Consider the following 17522-nt stretch of genomic DNA (forward strand, 5'->3'; position numbering starts at 1 on the left):
CGCAGGTCACGTTGAAGGTGTGGATGCCCGGGACCAGCCCGGGCATGACGAGTGGTGGGTTCGTTTGTCCGGCCCTCGGGCGGGAACCGTAACGCTTGCTCTCAACTTTCCTTCAACTTGGGCACCGGCTGTCGGCGCGCCGGGCGGGTCATGGCTTCAAGCTCGAGCAGCTGGTTGAGCTGCTCCTCGGTCAAAAGCTTCTCCTCCAGCACGATGTCGGCGACCGAGCGGTTCTCCTTCAGCGCGCGGCGCGCCACGCGCGATGAGGCTTCGTAGCCGAGCGCCGGCGCCAGCGCCGTGATCAGCCCGATCGAGCCCTGCACCAGGCTGCGGCAGCGCTCGCGATCGGCCTCGATGCCATCGACGCAGCGCTTGGTCAGCGTATCGATCGCCGCCGTCAGCATGCGCAGCGAACTCAACACGCAATAGCCGATGGTCGGCTCAAACGCGTTGAGCTGGAGCTGGCCGCCTTCGGCGCACATCGTCACCGTGAGATCGTGCCCGATCACCAGGAAGGCGACCTGGTTGACCACCTCGGGAATCACAGGATTGACCTTGCCGGGCATGATCGACGAGCCGGCCTGCACCGCCGGCAGGCGGATCTCGCCGATGCCGGTACGCGGCCCCGATGACAAGAGACGAAGGTCGTTGCAGATCTTCGATACTTTGACCGCGACGCGTTTCAGCACGCCCGAGAACAGCACGAAGGCACCGAGGTCGGAGGTCGCCTCGATCAGGTTCGATGCCAGCACCATCGGCTGGCCCGACAGCCGCGACAATTCCTCGACCGCAAGCGCCGCATAGCGCGGATCGGCATTGATGCCGGTGCCGATCGCGGTGGCGCCGAGATTGACCTCGCGGAACAGCGAAGAAATCTCGTTCAGCCGCGCGACGTCCTCCTTCACGGTGGCGTGGAAGGCATCGAATTCCTGACCGAGCGTCATCGGCACCGCGTCCTGGAGCTGGGTACGGCCCATCTTCAGGACGTCGGCGAACTCCACCGCCTTGCCCTTGAAGGCATAGGCAAGATCATCCAGCGCGCGCACCAGCGGCTGGGTGGCGAAGATCACCGCGAGCCGCAACGCGGTCGGGTAGGCGTCGTTGGTCGACTGCGCCATGTTGACGTCGTCGTTCGGATGCAGCGTGTGATAATCGCCGGGCTTCTTGCCCATCATCTTGAGCGCGACGTTGGCGATCACCTCGTTGGCGTTCATGTTGGTCGAGGTGCCGGCTCCGCCCTGGATGGCGTCGACGACGAAGGACTCGGCATAGACCTTGTCGGTCGCGACTTGGTGCAGGCCTTGTCGATCGCATCGGCCTTTTCCGGCGAGAGATAGCCCAGGCGCTTGTTGGCGCGGGCGGCGGCCTGCTTCACCAGTGCCAGCGCGCGGACGAATTCCGGAAAATGGCCGACCGGCACACCGGTGATCGGAAAGTTCATCACCGCGCGCTTGGTGTGGATGCCCCACAGCGCATCGGCCGGCACATCATCCTCGCCGAGCAGATCGTGCTCGGTGCGCGACTGCGCCTGCTCGATCGGCACGGTGCGAACGGTCGCGATCGCGAGCTCGCTGACGCCGCCGCTGTCGCCGGAAGGTGGCGCGGTGCCTGCAGTGCTGGCGGTTTCAACCTTCGATTCGGCCATCGATCCCTCCGTTACCTGCTGCAACCCTGTCGTCAGCGACGCCGGCCATGATGCGCCGGACCGGCATCGAAAGCCAATGCCTATCGGCAAAGTCTTGTCAGCAAAGTCTTGCACAGCGGCGACCCGAACGATACGAACAAGCAGCGCTGCGCTGCGCCGAACAGGCCGTCGAGGGCGTTGCCTTATCCGTCACGATAACAACAACTTATAGCTCCATGCCGCAGCTCGCCCGGCGACGGCTGCGGCTGCTTTCTCCGCCTGGTCATCGCGTGCTAGAGCAGCATCAACGGGCGCAGATGCGCTGCCGACATCGAACGAACCAAGGGCCCAAGCCGTGTCCAACAACAACGAAGCGATCACCATCAAATTCCGCTGCCCGGCGGAGCTCGAGGGCAAGATTCCACCGCCGGTGCCCGCGTCGTTGGGTCTTCCCGGATGGCTCAAGGCGATGCCGACGCAGGCCTTCAATGCGATGAGCAATCGCGAGGAGGATACTGTCAAGCGCTGCCCGCCATTCGTCGATGCGATGACATCGGGTTTCCTGATGCCGCTGGTCTGCGATCTCAAGATCGAGAATGGCGCGATCACATGGGACAACGACCTTCCGCCCGGGGGCGCACTGGAATTCCCGCGCTCGCCGGTCGGCTTCCACGACGAAAGCCAGGTGGTCGGCTCGCCGCTGTTTGAGCCCGATCGCTTCATCATCAAGTTCGTCAATCTGTGGACCATCGAGGCGCCGGCGGGCTACTCGCTGTTCTTCACGCATCCGGTCAATCGGTTCGACCTGCCGTTCACTACACTGACCGGCATGGTCGACTGCGATCTGTTTCACGACAGCTGGATCCATTTCCCGGCACGCTGGCACGACACCAATTTCAACGGCGTCTTGCCGAAGGGCACGCCGGTTGCGCAATGCTTCCCGGTGAAGCGCGAGAACTGGGTCGCGCAGACCGCGGCGATGACGCCGGATGAAACGTCGCGCGCACAGGACCTGTCCAACAGGATGGCCCGCGAGCCCGGACTCTATCGCCGCCAGTTTCGGAGCTAGGCGCGCGCGGGACGGCGTTGGGGCGATGGCGGGTTTTGGTGGGGGCCAGACTCTCTCCACTCGTCGTCCCGGCGAAAGCCGGGACCCATACGCCGCAGCAGATATTGTGGATGGGACTCGTCGTTCCAACACCGCACAACAAGCAGCATTGGTGGTTATGGGTCCCGGCCTTCGCCGGGACGACGGCGAGTTTGGGGCGCGACCGGTGATCACGAGGTGGCGTGCTCGCGCGGCTCGACCACCTAGCTCAAAAACTTCGCAAACCCGCTGGGACGGAAGAAGAAGCGGCCATGCGATGACATGGTCAGCGCGGCCGTCGCGCGGCCGATCATTTGCGGCCGGCCGCGCAACGCCAGGCGCAAATTGGCTTCGCCGGCAGCGCGGTCGCCCATTTCCAGAAGGCTGGCCGAGAAGCTGAGACGCGTCAGGGGATCGTCGGGGCGTTGCGCCACCACCTGACGGTAGAGATCGGCCGCAGCCGCATATTCGCCATCGAGCAGCAGCACACGCGCGAGCGCGGCCAGAATATCAGGATGTCCCGGCGCCGCAGTGCGCAGCTTCTCCAAGATCTCGCGCGCGCGGCCGCGCTCATTGCGCTGGGGCAGCAGCTGCGCGAGCAGGAGCTGAAACTCGAGGCTCCCGGGCGCAAGAACAAGCGCGTTCTCAAGGACGGCAACCGCCTCGTCGATGCGGCCGGCCGCGTGCAATTGCCCTGCCAGCGCCTGAAATGCGGGCAAATACGGTGGCCGCCGCGCGGTGGTCCGGCGCAACAGATCGATCGCCTCGTTCTGGCGACCGGCGCCGCCGAGCGCTGCGCCGAGCAGGGTCTCGAGGCCGGGATCCTCGACGCGGCGCGTGGCTCGCTCGAGCGGCGCGATCGCCTCCTCGTTGCGGTTCTGGATCATCAGCGCCCGTGCCAGGATCGAGGCCGCGCCGACATCGTTCCGGTTTGCCTTCAAGACTTCCGCCGCCAGCCGCTCGGCTTCGACGATCTGTCCCATCTGCAAGGCGACGACGGCGCGCTGCAGCGCCGGAGATGGGCTTGGCCCGCGATTGGGAGGAAGCGGAGGTTTTGGCATGCGGCCCGTCATGAACTGGACTGCCCAGCCGTTATCACTGCCGCCGATGAAGCGTCCAGCGAAAGTCGCAGCCGCCTTGGAGATAATTGGAGACGCCAGCATTCGCCCGATCTTGTCGCGGCTTGCCCGGGAATGTCGTCAACATGCCCGCCGGAACCCGCAACTGAGATACCGCCCGGTTCCTGCAATGCCTGCATCCGCCGATTTGATGCATCCCACGGCTGTCGGGCGACAGGCCCCGAACCAGGCTCTGGCGCGCAATTTTTCGACTGCTTAACCTATTCGATCTAGCCTGAATTGCTGCAACAGGGCCCGGCTTGATGTACGCAACAACCCTCGAAACAATTCAGGCGACCAGGTCGAAGCGAACCGCCTATACGCGCGGAATGCTCGCACTTCTCGCCATCGCCGTGCTCTTGAAGGCCGCGTGGTTCTCCCGGCTGGGCCTGGGACAAGACCGCGAACTCGTCGATTTCGATGCCTTCTACATCGTCGCAAAACTGGTGTGGCATGGCACCGTGGAGCAAGCCTACCAGTTCGCGAAGCTCATCGTGATCCAGAGAGAGGCGTCGGGCGGCCACGACAGCTTCATGCCGTGGACCTATCCGCCGCAATTCAGCCTGTTGCTCGCGCCATTCGCACTGATCCCGGTCGGGATCGCCTACCTGCTGTTCACGGCCTCGACACTTGCACTCTACCTCGCAGTGCTGCGCCGCATCGCCGGAAGCCGGTTCGTGCTGGTGCTCATCATTTTGTTTCCGACAATCGGAATCACGCTCGCGTGCGGCCAGAACAGCTTCCTCACGGCAGCGCTGATCGGGCTGGTTTGCCTGTTCTTCGAAGAGCGACCGGCTGTCGCCGGTGTCGCCCTCGGGCTCATGATCATCAAACCGCATCTCGCGATTGCATTCGCGGTCTATGCCATCCTGCGGCGTTCCTGGGTCGTCGTGTTCACGGCCGGCGCAGTCGTGCTGGCCAGCTCGGTGATCTGCACGGCGTTGTTCGGCGTACAGATCTGGACCGCGCTGCTGCAAAGCGTCCGCGACTCGTCGGCCTTCCTCGAGCAAGGCTACTATCCGCTGTATCGAATGATCTCGATCTATGCCGCGCTGCGGACAGCAGGTCTCTCCGCATCTGGATCATTTGTCGGCCAGGTCGCCGTTGCCGTCCTCGCGCTCGGCGTCGTGCTCATTGCGGTGTACCGGAAGATGCCCGTACGCGAGAGCCTCGGCCTGACCGCGATCGTATCCGTCTGCATCAGCCCCTACGCCTACGATTACGACTTTCTGATCTTCGGCATCGGTCTGGCCCTGCTGTTGCCGGCGCTGCTGGCGAACGCGCGCGAGTGGGAGCGGGGAATCATCTACATCCTGCCGATCCCGATCGGAGCCCTCGGCTACATGCGGGCGACGCAGATGGCGGCTTCCCACAAGGACCCTCAGTGGCTCGACGTGCTCTCGATCGGAGGCTTCGCGATCCTTCCGCTCATCGCGCTGATTGTCGGAATCCTGCTGCTGCGCAGTTCGAGTTCTGAAACGATCCAGTCCGTCCCGGCACAAGGACCGCTTGCAAGAATTTGAGCCGCGGGCACGCGTGATTGGAATCAATGTGGGGCCATGCCCCGCCTCACCGTGCGAGTATGTCGAGACGATCACGTGCCGGCAGCGTCGACGCGAACACCTTCAAGGCGCTGTCGACGACCTCCCGCTCCGCAGCCGGAGTGATATAGAAGTCGACATCGCCCTGCTCGCCGGTTACCGGAATCGTGTGCAGTACCGCGACCTTCTTCCAACTGGCCGGCACGCCCTTTGGAAACCAGCTGTCGTAGATCATGGCGACACCGACGTGATGTTGATCTGCGAGCGCGGCCATCTCGTCTGGGCCGTAATGACCGGCGAGCTTCGCCTTGCGCACGCGTTCCGAACCGAGCCCCCACAAATCAAGAACGAAGTTCGGATTCCTCCAGGCAACCAGCCCGAGATCATTGACGGCCACCGGCCGATCGTAGAGTTGCTGGGCAAAACGACGCAGCTGATAATGCTGCTCGTAGATGCCGCGTGAGGCGAACGGCGTCTCCAGGGCAGCACTGACATAGCCGACGCTGGCAAGGCCGGCCAACCCGACGCTGGCGAGTGTTGCGGCAGTCCATTGCGGCACGCTCAGAAGCGTCCTGGCACGCGCAACGGCATACAGCAGCGCCAGCACCGCGAGCGCCACGATGTAGACCTCATACCGATAGAACCAGCCGTATTGGCCGAAGGCCAGATGCGCGCCGATCGCGACGAGAACCGTCGCACAGACCGTCAGCGCGCCGCGGTCGACGCGAAGCGGCCACATTGCGCACGCCAGCGCCAGACCAAGCAGCGTCAGGCGAAAGCCGGTAGGGTCCTGGAAGCTGGCACCGAGATTGCGGAGGATCGAGGCAACCACGCTGGTTCCCTCATAGGCGGTTTCCGCGACATGCGACTTGAGCAACACCGAGCTTGGCAGCAGTGGAAGACCGAGGGAGGCCATCCGCGCGAAATAGCCTGCGAACGCGCAGAGGATCACGATGGCGGCGGCACCGGCGAAGCGACGCCGGCCGAGCAATGCAAAGCCCCCGATCGCCGCAAGCGCAAATGCCGCCCCCTCGAAACGAATGAGCGGCAGCAGCACGAGTGCAACGAAGTGCATCCGGGTCGGCGGTCGTCCACGCGCGGCCTCGACCAAGCCGCCGAAGGTCGTGATCGTAGCCCAGACGTGAAGGCTGTGCTCCATGCCGGTCATCGGCAAGGCAATTGCGCTCGACGAGAGGATCGCCAGCAGCGCGACAATGAAAGACAGCGGCTTCTCCTGCGCTGGTGCGAGCAGCCCCGCCGTTTCGAGAATGCGCAGGAAGGTTGCGACCGTCGCCGCTGCGGCTACGGCATTGATCAACAGCGGTCCGAATGCGCCGAGATGCAGCGTCTCGGTCACGACCAGCAGGTAGGGCCAGATGATCGACGAGCTTGGCGACGAGACCTCGGACGCGTTGACCCCGTAACCGCCCGATCGGATGTGATCGGCCACGGCGAGATGGATGTAGGGGTCGTCGAGCGTGAAGATGAGCCGGCCATTGCAGAGAGCGATGCAGCAGATCAGCACCACCACGAACAGGCCGAGCCACAGCAACGCCGTCGCCAGCGGAACGTTTTGCCAGATCGAGCCCGACAACAGCGGCCGATCGGGCGAAGCCGCCGCGACATGATCGCGATCTCCGGTGTGCAGACTATCTCGACCAGACAGGAACATGACGGCCAACCGTTAGAACCCGGGACCAAATCGACACACGCCGCGGCCCCTCAATAATCCGCCGGTATGCGCCCGACGGTCAGATACGCATCCGCTTGAAAACGGGCTCCGGCAACGCACAGATGATCGTCATCACCAGCCAGAACCGCCGGGCTACATAGATCACGTCACGCGGCTTCATCACGTCGGCCCGGAAGATATCCTCCGCAACCCGATCCGGCTGGACCGTCAGCGGCGCCGGCAGCTTCATATGCGCAGTCATCTTCGTGCGTACGAACCCGGGCTTGACGGTGACCACGCGAACCTTGCCGGCCAGCGCCAGGCGGTTGCGCAGGCCGGACAGGAATTGCGAGAAGCCGGCCTTGGCCGCGCCGTAGTAATAGTTCGACGCGCGCCCGCGATCGCCGGCAACCGAGCTGACCCCGACGATGGTGCCAGAACCGCGCGCCTCGAACGCTTGCGCGAACAGTTCGAGCAGCAGGCTGGGCGCCTCGAAATTCGTACGCATGATTGTCGTCGCAAGCTCAGGATCGGTCTGGGCACGGAGCTGGTCGCCGAGTTCTCCGACGACGCACACAATGGTGTCCGGGAGCGCGGAGAGGCCGGCGACGAAGCCGGCAAGCTGCCCGGTCTGCAGCACGTCCAGCGCTTGGACCGTTGCTTCGACGCCGCTTCGCGTCCTGATATCATCTGCGTTGCGCTGCGCTGCCTCGAGATCGCGGGCGGCCAGCGTCACGCGCCATCCCTCCCTTGCATAGCGCAGCGCGGTCGCGTGCCCGATGTCCGAGCTGCCGCCAATCACCAGAATTGATTTTGTGCCGGTCATCAGATTCCAAGCCGTGCTGAAAGATGGGACGAAAGACGGGTGTTCGCCCCGGTCTGCTGGCGGATGTCCCGCAAGGCCGCGAGGCCGGGATATCCGGATTCGAATGTCGCGCGGGACTGCCTTGCGTCCTTGGCGAGGTAAAGCCGGCCGCCGGCGTCGACCACCAGTGCGTCGAGCTGGTCGAGAAATGCGAACAGCGTTTCGGTGACCGGAAAATCCATCGTCAATGTGTAGCCGCGAAGCGGAAATGAGATGAGTCCGCTCGCGTCGCCAAGCAGCTTGAGCACCGCAAGAAACGACGCATCGCCGCGCCGCGATACCCGATCCAGAATGTCGGCGAGCGTGCGGCGCGCGCGGTCCTGCGGGATCACGCATTGATACTGCACGAAACCGCGACGGCCGTAGATCCTGTTCCAATCGGCGATCGCATCGAGCGGAAAGAAATAGGGATCCCAATGGACGAGCCGCACTTTGCCCTGATGCGCGGCACCGCGGCGGAAGTAGAGCTCGTTGAACGCCCGCATCGAGGCGCGGTTGAGCAGCCATCCCGGAAACAGCTCCGGCACCGACAGGCGCGACGTGCGAACGCCGGGGAACGGCGCGAGGTCGGGTCCGAGCATATCCTTGTCGCGGCGGGTGGCGTGCTCGGCCAGATAGACCAGCGACCGCCCAAGCGCCGCGCCGCGCGCGAGGCAATCGATCCAGGCCACCGAATAGGTTGTCGATTCGCTGCTTTCCAGTTGATCGATCGCCGCGTCGAGATTGCCGGCAACGCGCGTGTCCTGCCGCAGCCACGCCGTCTCGATTGGGAGCAGCCGCAACGTCGCCTCGAGGATCATGCCGGTCAGGCCCATGCCCCCCAGCGTCGCCGCGAACAGCGCGGCATTTTCCGACCGAGAGCAGGTGACGATCTCACCGCCCGGCAGCGCGAGGCGGAACGAAACGACGATATTGGCGAAGCCGCCGTCGCGATGGTGGTTCTTGCCGTGAACGTCGGCCGCAATCGCGCCTCCGACCGTCACGAATTTCGTGCCGGGCACGACCTTCAGGAAGAAGCCGCGCGGCTCGAACGCGGCAAGAATGTCGGCAATGGTCACGCCGGCTTCGACGGTCAATTGGGCGGTCGCCGCATCGAAGCTCCGCATCCGGTTCAGGCCGCGCGACGAAATCGTGGATTGGGTCCCGATCGCGGCATCGCCATAGGCGCGGCCTGCCCCGCGCGCGACGACGCCCGACCGCGCAAGCAGATGGTCCCGCGCGCCTGCCGGCGTCTGCGGAGCCAGCAATTCGGTCGACACTCTGGGATAGTTGCCCCAGCCGGAGAGGCCGCACGCGCCCACTCCGGAGTTCGACATCACGTTTCCTGGCAACGCAGCCGACGGCATCGCTAGATAGCGGCGAGCATGATGAGGCCGATCGCGCCAAGGGCAAACCAGCTGACGCGATCCCTCAGCGCGAAGATGACCGGATCGTCATCGATCAATCCGCGTTGCGCGAACAGCATCACGCGACTGATCCAGTACATCAATATCGGACAGCCGACCCAGAGCAGTTGCGGGTGGCTGTAAAGCGCGCGAACCGTATCGGACGAGATGTAGAGCGTGAAGATCACGACGGCGTTGAAGCCCGACGCGGCCGCGAGGATCGCGATCATCGCCTTGTCTTCGATCTGGTAGCCGCGCGCCGCCAGCACGACACCGTCCGGTTGGCTCGCGAGCTCGATATAGCGCTTCACCAAGGCCAGCGACATGAAGATGAACAGCGAGAACGCGAGCAGCCATTCCGACATCGGCACGCTGATCGCGACCGCGCCGCCGATCACGCGGACGGTGTAAAGCGTCGCGAGCACGACGACGTCGACGGTCGCGATGCGCTTGAGCCAGAGCGAATAGGAAGTCGTCAGCACCAGATAGCCGAGCAGGACGCCGCCGAACGCGAGCGATATCGACAATGCGATCGCAGATGCGCTGACCAGCGCCATGGCCATCGCGCCGACGGCTTGTGATGCCGCGATGGCGCCGCTTGCGATCGGACGATGGCGCTTGGCCGGATGCGCGCGGTCGGCCTTGGCGTCGAGAATGTCGTTCAGGATGTAGGCGCCCGATGCGCAAAGCGAGAATGCGATCACGGCAAACAGTGAGGTCGCCGCCGATCCCAGTGAGAATTTGTGCGCGGTCAGGAGCGGCACCAGCACGAGGCCGTTCTTGGCATATTGATGCACCCTGAACAGCTTCAGCCAGCTGCGCATGCTGGCCCGCGCGGGCGTGGCAGGCTCGGATCGAGCGGGGCGCGCGACATGCGATGCGAAGCCGGGCAACGCAACCGCTGCGCTGCCGACATAGTCAAAGCCCTGACCCAGCGCGGGCGGAAGCTCTTCGTCCCGCGCCGCCGGCGATTGGCCGTCCGGTGCGGCAGCCCAGGCGGTGAAGACGCCGAGATGCTGGGCGACGGCACTGACGAACGGCTCGGGGTAGGTTTCTGAACAGAGATAGACCGGACGGCCTTCGCCCAACGCCTGCAACAGGAACGTCACAGCGTTGTGGTCGAATTGCGCGCGCGAGGAATCGAAACCCGACGCATCAACAGCCCGCGCTGATCGCGCTTCCGATCCGAAGGCCGCGGCAAGCGCCGCAATGAATGCGTGAAAGCTGTGGCTCAGGGCTGATGCGATATCCGCCGCGAACGCGCTTCCCGGGAGCATGACTTCGTCGACATCGACGACGAGCGGCCGGCCCTTTGCGCGCAGCGGATCGCGGAGGGCATCGCTGCCCCCCTGCTCGACCCGTTCTGGAACGCTGGCTCGCATACGCGCGGTCTTCCGGTGGCCCCCTCCCCATTCTCCCGGACTTTCCCTAATTTGGTGTGAACTTGGGGGGAGGCAGACGCCCGGCAGATCGCGCCGGAAGGCGTTCCGCAAAAGCCCGGCCCGCGACGCGGATTGAGCGCGGCGAGACGGAAAATGGCGATCCCGGGAAGACTCGAACTTCCGACCTACGGTTTAGGAAACCGTCGCTCTATCCGGCTGAGCTACGGGACCGCACCGCCCGCAAGCCGAAGCATGCGGGCGCCGCCATCCCATAGCAGAGGCGCCGGGTGATCGCCAGCCCGCGCCCGGTGCGGCCGCGAGCGAAGTTGCGCGGAGATTTGGCGCTTCGCGCGTTACGCCACCCGGCGGGCCGGATCCATGGCCGCGTCGGTCGCACTGGCCCGACGCGCCGGCAGAAACTCGATGGCCTCATCCTTCAGCGAGCCGAAGCGCAGCGTCATGATGTCGAGTGCATAGTTCTGGTAGAGGCGCCACGGCCGGCGTGAGCCCTGCTTGGGGAACCTGGCGGCGGCGCGCTGGATGTAGCCCGAGGAGAAATCCACCCAGGGCAGTTCAGTCACAGTCGGATCGTTCCGCCGCGGCGTCACCTGCGCGTAGCCGTTCGCCTTCATGTGATTGAGCATGCGGCAGACATATTCGCAGGTCAGGTCGCATTTCAGCGTCCAGGATGCGTTGGTGTAGCCGAAGGCGGCGGCGAGGTTCGGTACGCCCGAGTACATCAGCCCCTTGTAGTTCATGGTCTTCGACAGATCGACAGCCGCGCCGTCAACCTTGATCTCGAGCCCGCCGAGCACCTGGAGATCGAGGCCGGTCGCGGTCACCACGACGTCGGCGTCGAGCACATTGCCCGACTTGAGCTTGATGCCGCTGGGCGTGAAGGTCTCGATCCGATCGGTGACGACGGACGAAGCGCCGCTGCGCAACGATTGAAAGAGATCGCCGTTCGGCACCAGGCAAAGCCGCTGGTCCCACGGATTGTAGCGCGGCGTGAAATGCGTGGCGATGTCGTAGTCGGGGCCGAGCGCGTGGCGCACGCCGCCGAGGATCAGCTTCTTCACGCGCTCCGGATCGCGCTTGCAGAGCCGGTAGAAATACATGCCGAGCAGCACGTTCTTCCAGCGGGTGATGCCGTAGGCGAGCTTTGCAGGCAGCCGCGCCCGCAGCCAGTTGGCGACCTTGTCCTCATCCGGCCGCGCCACGACGTAGGTCGGCGAACGTTGCAGCATCGTGACATGGGCGGCGGTCTTGGCCATTTCCGGCACCAGCGTCACCGCGGTCGCGCCGCTGCCGATCACCACCACCTTCTTGCCGGCATAGTCGATGTCGTCGGTCCACTGCTGCGGATGGACGACACGGCCGGCGAAATCGGCGATGCCGGGGAAGTCGGGCGTGTAGCCGTGCTCATATTTGTAGTAGCCGCTGCACATGAACAGGAAGTTGCAGGTGAAGCGCTCGATCGTCTTCTCCGGTCCGCGCTCGACCTCGACAGTCCATTGCGAATCCGCCGATGACCAATCGGCGCTGATGACGCGATGGTTGAAGCGGATGTTCTTGTCGATGCCATAGACGCGCGCGGTCTCGCGCACATAGTTCAGGATCGAGGGGCCGTCGGCGATCGCCTTCGGCTCGGTCCACGGCCGGAACGAATAGCCGAGCGTGTACATGTCGGAATCGGAGCGGATGCCGGGATAGCGGAACAGGTCCCAGGTGCCGCCGATGCAATCGCGGCCTTCAAGGATGGCGTAGCTGCGATCCGGAGAGTTGGCCTGCAAATGGTAGCCGGCGCCGATGCCCGACAGCCCCGCGCCCACGATCAACACGTCGAAATGAGCGGACATGCCCTGACCCTCCGGTGACAGTATTGACAATCTGTATTGTCAGATAACTTGACATCTGACAATGCCTCGTGTCAATAGAATTCATGGCAAGCAGCCGGAAAGCCCGCCTCTATGGCGGCATGGACGCCGAGGAACGCCGCGCCGAGCGGCGGCTCAAGCTGATCGACGCGGCGATCGAGGTCTATGGCGAGGTCGGCTATCGCGGCGCGACCGTGAAGGCGATCTGCGAGGCGGCCGAGCTGACCGAGCGCTATTTCTACGAATCCTTTGCCAACAGCGAGGCGCTGCTGATCGCGGCCTACAACCATGTCGTCGGCCACCTGCACGAGGAGATGGCGGCTGCCGCAGCTGCCGGCGGCGACGATTCTGAGGCAAGGCTGCGCGCCGCGCTGACGCTGTATTTCACGCGGCTGAAGGAGCATCCGAAGCCCGCGCGGGTCTTCCTGCTCGAGATTTCCGGCATCAGTCCGGCGGTCGACGCGGTCAAGCTCGATGCTTTGCGCGTCTTCAGCGACATCCTGGTACCACCGGCACGCGATCCGAAAGGCAGCGACAAGGGCACGGCCGCCACACTGCTCTCGATCGGCATGGTCGGAGCCGTCATCTCGATCGCGCTGCGCTGGGTGTCCAAGCACTATCCGCAGCCGGTCGAGGACGTAGTCGTGATCGCCGCCAGTTTCTGCCGGGTGGCGCTGACCGAGGCCGACCGCCGCCAGGATCTGCGCTTGCTGTAGCGGCCGGACAGGGGTCCGATCCGCCGATTTTCGATCATGTTTCGCTAGGGCTTCCGGGTCGGGCCTCTAGCCTGTAGTCGATTTAACTTGCATACCGAGCGCCTTGGGCTTTTTTATGCCCGGTACCGGGCGCAACCGGATGCAGCCTGTTTCGCCCGACAAAACAACGCTGTTTGCACCGGCGGAGCTGAATTTTGGTCGACCTGCACAGGCTTGACGATGTGACCGCGCGCCTCGGCGACGTGGTTCTCGATCCCACGACCTGGCCGTCCTTCATGGACGAGGTCTGCGCCGCCGTCGGCGCGACCGGGGCTGCGATGCTTCAGAGCGATATCCGCACCGAAGACATCCCGCGCACGGCATCGATCACCGACTATTTCTCCAAGACCTACTTCCCCAATAACCTTCATCTCTCCGACATCCGCGCGGCACGCGGCGTGCCGCTGATCCTGGCAGGCAGCAATGTCATCACCGACGCGGACCTGTTCGAGTGCGAGGCGGACATGCTGCGCGATCCGCTCTACGCCTCGCTCGGCGAATTCGGACTGAAATGGTTTGCCGCCGTCGGCTTTCGCTCGGGCCCGGCATTGTGGGGACTGACCATCCAGCGCACGCCGAAGGAAGGCATGTTCGACGCCGACGAGGTCAAGGCACTCTCGCGCGTGTCGGCGCGACTGACCGAAGCCGCGACACTGTCCGCCGCCGTCGGCCGCTCCGCGCTATCGGGCATCACCAGCGCGCTCGATCTGATCCAGGTCGCCGCTGTGGCCGTCGGCCGCTTCGGCGCCGTCATCGGCATGAACAGCCAGGCGGAAGCCTGCCTCGGCCACGACCTCGCGATCCGCAACAATCGCCTCACGCTGCTCGACCGGCAGGCCAATGCCGATCTGACCAGGCTGATCGATCAATTGGCCCACAGCTCGGACCTGCACCCACTACCGTCATCGCCGATCGTGGTGCGCAGGATCGACAAGCGTCCGATCGTGATCCAGATGCAACCGGTACCTCCGGCCGCGCGTTCGCCGTTCCTCGGCGCGCGCGCGATCCTGCTGATCCGCGATCTCGAAGGCAGCGCCGCGTTCGACCAGGCGTTGCTGGCGGCGACTTTCGAACTGACGCCGGCGCAGGCGCGCCTCGCCACGCGGCTTGCCCGCGGAGATTCAGTCGAAGCGGCCGCGCAGGAGGCCGGCATTGCCCTTGCCACCGCGCGCAACCAGCTCAAGACAATTTTCCAGAAGACCGGAACACATCGGCAGGCGGAACTCGTCGCGTTGCTGCACCGGGTGAAGTGAACGTTTCGAGACGAATTGTTCCAATTTCCGGTGCGCCGCTACGGCACGACTTCTTGAAACATTACAATTGCGTACAGCGATTATTTGATCGGGCGAAGCGGCTGATCTGCGACTTAAATGATCAGGGAAATCGTCCGGTTCCGGGGTGACAAGCGTCACTAAAATGGCGACAATCCGGTCACTCTGTGTCGTTCGGATTTGGTTGCAATGTCCGTGATGCCATCACGATCATCGACGTTGGCTGTTGCCGTTTTCGTCGCTGCCTGTGCGCTCGCGCCGATCAGCGCGCATGCGCAATGGTGGCGCAGCGCGCCGAAGGACTTCGAGGATTGCGCCGACCTCGCCGAGAAGGCGAAGAGCAAGGAAGACAAGACCGCGCAACTCGCCGATTGCAACGCCAAGTTCGCCGGACGCCGCAAGCCCGGGGGCGGCTACACCTATTACGACTTCATGCAGGACCGTAGCTTCGACATCGCCGGTCCCAATCCGACGCCCGACGAACAGAAGAAGATCGACCAGGAATATACCGGCTATCTCGAGAAGGAGCGCCGCTCGAGCATCGTTGCGGCGTTCAATGCCAAGCAACTCGAGCGGCAGGAAAAGCCGGAGCGGCCGCCGCAGATCCAGCAGGCGTCGCTGCACAGCGAACCGGCGAAAGTCCCCGTCCCGGTCGCAAGGCCGATCAAGCCGCGGGGCGCTGCTGCGCCTCCCAAGCTGCGGCCGCAGGCAGGGAGCTGCGTGAAGGGCACGTTCTCGTGCGACTGGCCGCGGCTCTCCGACGGGCTGAACGATTTGAAGAAGCTGTTCACGCCGCCATCGCCGCCTCCGACCAAGCTGGCGAAGCGCAACTGACGCTGCGACGTCAGGACAGCGTCAGTCGGTAATCACCATCGCCCAGAACCTGCGGTACGGCGACTTCGGATTGTCGACGAAGGCCACACCGACCCGCTTGGCGCCCGGCATCAACAGATTCTCGCGATGGCCTGGCGAATTCTCCCACTGCTTCAGCATCTCGGCGAAGGCGATAAACCCTGCGCCGATATTTTCGGCGGCGCGCTGCTTCTTTAGCGGCGCAATGCGCGTGAAGAAGCTGCCGCCTGCGGAATGGCTGACCGATCCGGTCGCCGACATCGCCTGGGCCTGCTTCAGCGCCATCGCATTCAGCTTCGCGTCCAGCGTCACCGCGGGCATGCGATTGGCGCGCCGATACGCACTGATCGAACCGGCATAATCGGCGGCGCTTGCCGTCGCAACCGAACCAAGCAGAAGGGTGAGCGCAAGAACCAGCAGCTTCATCTCAGATGATCTCTCTCATGGATCAGCGCGCGTGATCGCGCTTGTGGTGTCGGTGCGCAACCGGCCTTTGCACGGGCACGGCCGGGCGGCTCGCCGCCGCGCGCTGCTCCTGCAAGCGCGCATCATAGCCCGGCGAGGGCACCACGGTCGGCGGCGCTGCGCGAACCGGGCCGGCAGCGAGCGCAACGATCGTGAACAGCATGACGATGGATCGTTTCATGATGTCACCTCCTCGGTAGTTCGATCGATGTGGAGCCATCGCGTATCTGTTCCGGCGTCAGCCCGGGCGATCCCTTACCATCGGCCTCCGCTTTCCGGATCAGCGCAATGATGCGGCGCGACAACGGGACCTCGAGCCCGCGGCGATCGGCGATCGCAACAATCACGCCCTGCAGATAGTCGATCTCGGTGCGGCGGCCGCGCTGCAGATCTTCCCACATCGAGGAGCGCGCCTCGGGATCGATCTTCATGGTACGGCCGAGCAGCATGTCGAACAGCGCGTCCGGCAACCGCAACAATGTCGGCATCCAGCTCGAAGGCAGCGGCGTCGGCGACACCGGCGCAATGCCTTCGGCGCGCACCGCAGCCAGGCCCTCGGCCATCTGGTCGGCAAACAACTGCCGCCAGCCGCGTTGTGCGAGTTGTTGCCGCAGCGGAATGTTGGACAGCGCGTTGAGCGCATTGTTGAGATTGACGACCAGCTTGCCCCACTGCACGCCGTCGATATTGGAGGTCGCCTTGATCGCAAGGCCCGGCACCGAGAGCCGCGCCGCGGTGCCGGCGTCGTCCTGCGCGATCACGATGTCGCCCGAGGTCGAGCGATGGAAGCGGCCGTCACCGAGTGCGACCACATTGAACGGCACCATGCCGCCGAGCACCCTGCGGCCCGGCAAGCGGTCGCGCAGCAGCGGCACATTGCCGACGCCATTCTGCAGGCTGACGATCGCGGCATCGGCGGGCGCATGGCGCGCAATCAATTCGGCCATCTCGCCGGTGTCGGAACTCTTCACCGTCACCAGCACGGCCTGAACGTCGCGCAGGATCGACGGATCGTCGGACAGATTGAGCCGTTCCGCGGATACCATCCGCTCCGGGCCGTCGAAACCGCTGACCCGCAAGCCGTTGCTCGCAATCTCCTGGATCAGCCGCGGTCGCGCCAGCAGCACGACGCGGCGGCCTGACGCAGCCAGCATGCCGCCGACGAAGCAGCCGATGCTTCCGGCGCCCGCAATCCCGATCGGCCGATCCTCGTTCATCTGGCTAAACGTCCATTCATCGAGGCTCGATAGCAAACGTCGTTAGCAGACGTCGTTAGCAGACGTCGTTAGCAGACCTGGGGTTGCCTGCCTATTCGATGTGCCGCAGCCCGGGTGGCCCGCCTTGTAACCGTCATGGGCCGAAGCTATGTTTCCGGCTCGGGGCACGGTTGCGGCAGGAGACGATCATGGGCTTACTCGACGTACTCAACGGCATGCAGAACGGCCCCCGCGGTCCGAGCGCGCCAAGCACACCATCCGACAGCTCAAGCGGCGGCGGGATGTCGCCGATGACGATGGCCATCCTGGCACTGCTCGCCTGGAAGGCAGTCAAGCATTTCACCGGCGGCCAGCCCGGCGCGACCGCCCCGCAGCCGACACCGGCACAGGCGCCGCAACTCCCCGGCAACG

Annotated in this window: 14 protein-coding genes, 1 tRNA gene and 2 pseudogenes; 6 read left to right on the plus strand and 11 right to left on the minus strand. The window is 64.5% G+C overall.

Annotation, left to right across the window (positions count from 1 at the left end; genetic code table 11):
* Positions 1–101 precede the first annotated feature (101 nt).
* A pseudogene (locus tag H8A92_RS24465) lies at positions 102–1645 on the minus strand (aspartate ammonia-lyase).
* Positions 1646–1979: 334 nt separating this feature from the next.
* Between H8A92_RS24465 and H8A92_RS24470 the strand changes: the two are divergent.
* Complete coding sequence (locus H8A92_RS24470; RefSeq protein WP_229198138.1) at positions 1980–2693, plus strand: hypothetical protein; 714 nt, start codon at positions 1980–1982, stop codon at positions 2691–2693.
* A gap of 242 nt (positions 2694–2935) precedes the next feature.
* On the opposite strand, the gene H8A92_RS24475 is transcribed toward H8A92_RS24470, so the two are convergent.
* Positions 2936–3874 carry a tetratricopeptide repeat protein gene (locus tag H8A92_RS24475; protein ID WP_274613455.1) on the minus strand — a complete coding sequence of 313 codons (939 nt, stop codon included), beginning with the start codon at positions 3872–3874 and terminating at the stop codon, positions 2936–2938.
* A 284-nt stretch (positions 3875–4158) separates the two neighbouring features.
* Between H8A92_RS24475 and H8A92_RS24480 the strand changes: the two genes are divergently transcribed.
* Complete coding sequence (locus H8A92_RS24480; protein ID WP_229198139.1) at positions 4159–5352, plus strand: glycosyltransferase family 87 protein; 1194 nt, start codon at positions 4159–4161, stop codon at positions 5350–5352.
* 46 nt (positions 5353–5398) lie between these two features.
* Here the strand turns inward: H8A92_RS24480 and H8A92_RS24485 are convergent, their stop codons facing one another.
* From H8A92_RS24485 to H8A92_RS24510, 6 genes are all read right to left on the minus strand, one after another.
* Entirely contained in the window at positions 5399–7042 is a 1644-nt protein-coding gene (locus tag H8A92_RS24485; RefSeq protein WP_229198140.1) for a hypothetical protein, read from the minus strand.
* A 79-nt stretch (positions 7043–7121) separates the two neighbouring features.
* Entirely contained in the window at positions 7122–7868 is a 747-nt protein-coding gene (locus H8A92_RS24490) for an SDR family oxidoreductase (protein ID WP_229198141.1), read from the minus strand.
* Positions 7868–9223, minus strand: coding sequence for an FAD-binding oxidoreductase (locus tag H8A92_RS24495; protein ID WP_229198142.1), 1356 nt, complete (start codon positions 9221–9223; stop codon positions 7868–7870). Before H8A92_RS24495 ends, H8A92_RS24490 begins: the two co-directional genes overlap by 1 nt.
* Positions 9224–9255: 32 nt before the next feature.
* Positions 9256–10674, minus strand: coding sequence for a UbiA family prenyltransferase (locus tag H8A92_RS24500; RefSeq protein ID WP_229198143.1), 1419 nt, complete (start codon positions 10672–10674; stop codon positions 9256–9258).
* 154 nt (positions 10675–10828) lie between these two features.
* Positions 10829–10905, minus strand: a tRNA-Arg gene (locus H8A92_RS24505).
* 122 nt (positions 10906–11027) lie between these two features.
* On the minus strand, positions 11028–12533 hold the full coding sequence (locus H8A92_RS24510) for a flavin-containing monooxygenase (protein WP_229198144.1): 1506 nt from the start codon (positions 12531–12533) through the stop codon (positions 11028–11030).
* Positions 12534–12616: 83 nt separating this feature from the next.
* Between H8A92_RS24510 and H8A92_RS24515 the strand changes: the two genes are divergently transcribed.
* From H8A92_RS24515 to H8A92_RS24525, 3 genes are all read left to right on the plus strand, one after another.
* Positions 12617–13267, plus strand: coding sequence for a TetR/AcrR family transcriptional regulator (locus H8A92_RS24515; protein ID WP_229198145.1), 651 nt, complete (start codon positions 12617–12619; stop codon positions 13265–13267).
* Positions 13268–13488: 221 nt separating this feature from the next.
* Positions 13489–14559, plus strand: coding sequence for a helix-turn-helix transcriptional regulator (locus H8A92_RS24520; protein WP_229198146.1), 1071 nt, complete (start codon positions 13489–13491; stop codon positions 14557–14559).
* 216 nt (positions 14560–14775) lie between these two features.
* Positions 14776–15411, plus strand: a complete 636-nt coding sequence (locus tag H8A92_RS24525) for a hypothetical protein (RefSeq protein ID WP_229198147.1) — start codon at positions 14776–14778, stop codon at positions 15409–15411.
* Positions 15412–15432: 21 nt separating this feature from the next.
* On the opposite strand, the gene H8A92_RS24530 is transcribed toward H8A92_RS24525, so the two are convergent.
* Genes H8A92_RS24530 through H8A92_RS24540 form a run of 3 tightly spaced genes read right to left on the minus strand, consistent with a single transcriptional unit; the run spans position 15433 to position 17111 of the window.
* Positions 15433–15855, minus strand: coding sequence for a CAP domain-containing protein (locus H8A92_RS24530; protein ID WP_229198148.1), 423 nt, complete (start codon positions 15853–15855; stop codon positions 15433–15435).
* 22 nt (positions 15856–15877) lie between these two features.
* A complete protein-coding gene (locus H8A92_RS24535; protein WP_229198149.1) occupies positions 15878–16075 on the minus strand; it encodes a hypothetical protein in 198 nt (65 codons plus the stop codon).
* 4 nt (positions 16076–16079) lie between these two features.
* Entirely contained in the window at positions 16080–17111 is a 1032-nt protein-coding gene (locus H8A92_RS24540; protein ID WP_229198150.1) for a 2-dehydropantoate 2-reductase, read from the minus strand.
* A gap of 188 nt (positions 17112–17299) precedes the next feature.
* Between H8A92_RS24540 and H8A92_RS24545 the strand changes: the two are divergent.
* A pseudogene (locus H8A92_RS24545) lies at positions 17300–17522 on the plus strand (YidB family protein); the annotation flags it as partial.

Source organism: Bradyrhizobium acaciae (genome assembly GCF_020889785.1).
In the GTDB taxonomy this organism is placed as follows: Bacteria; Pseudomonadota; Alphaproteobacteria; order Rhizobiales; family Xanthobacteraceae; genus Bradyrhizobium; species Bradyrhizobium acaciae.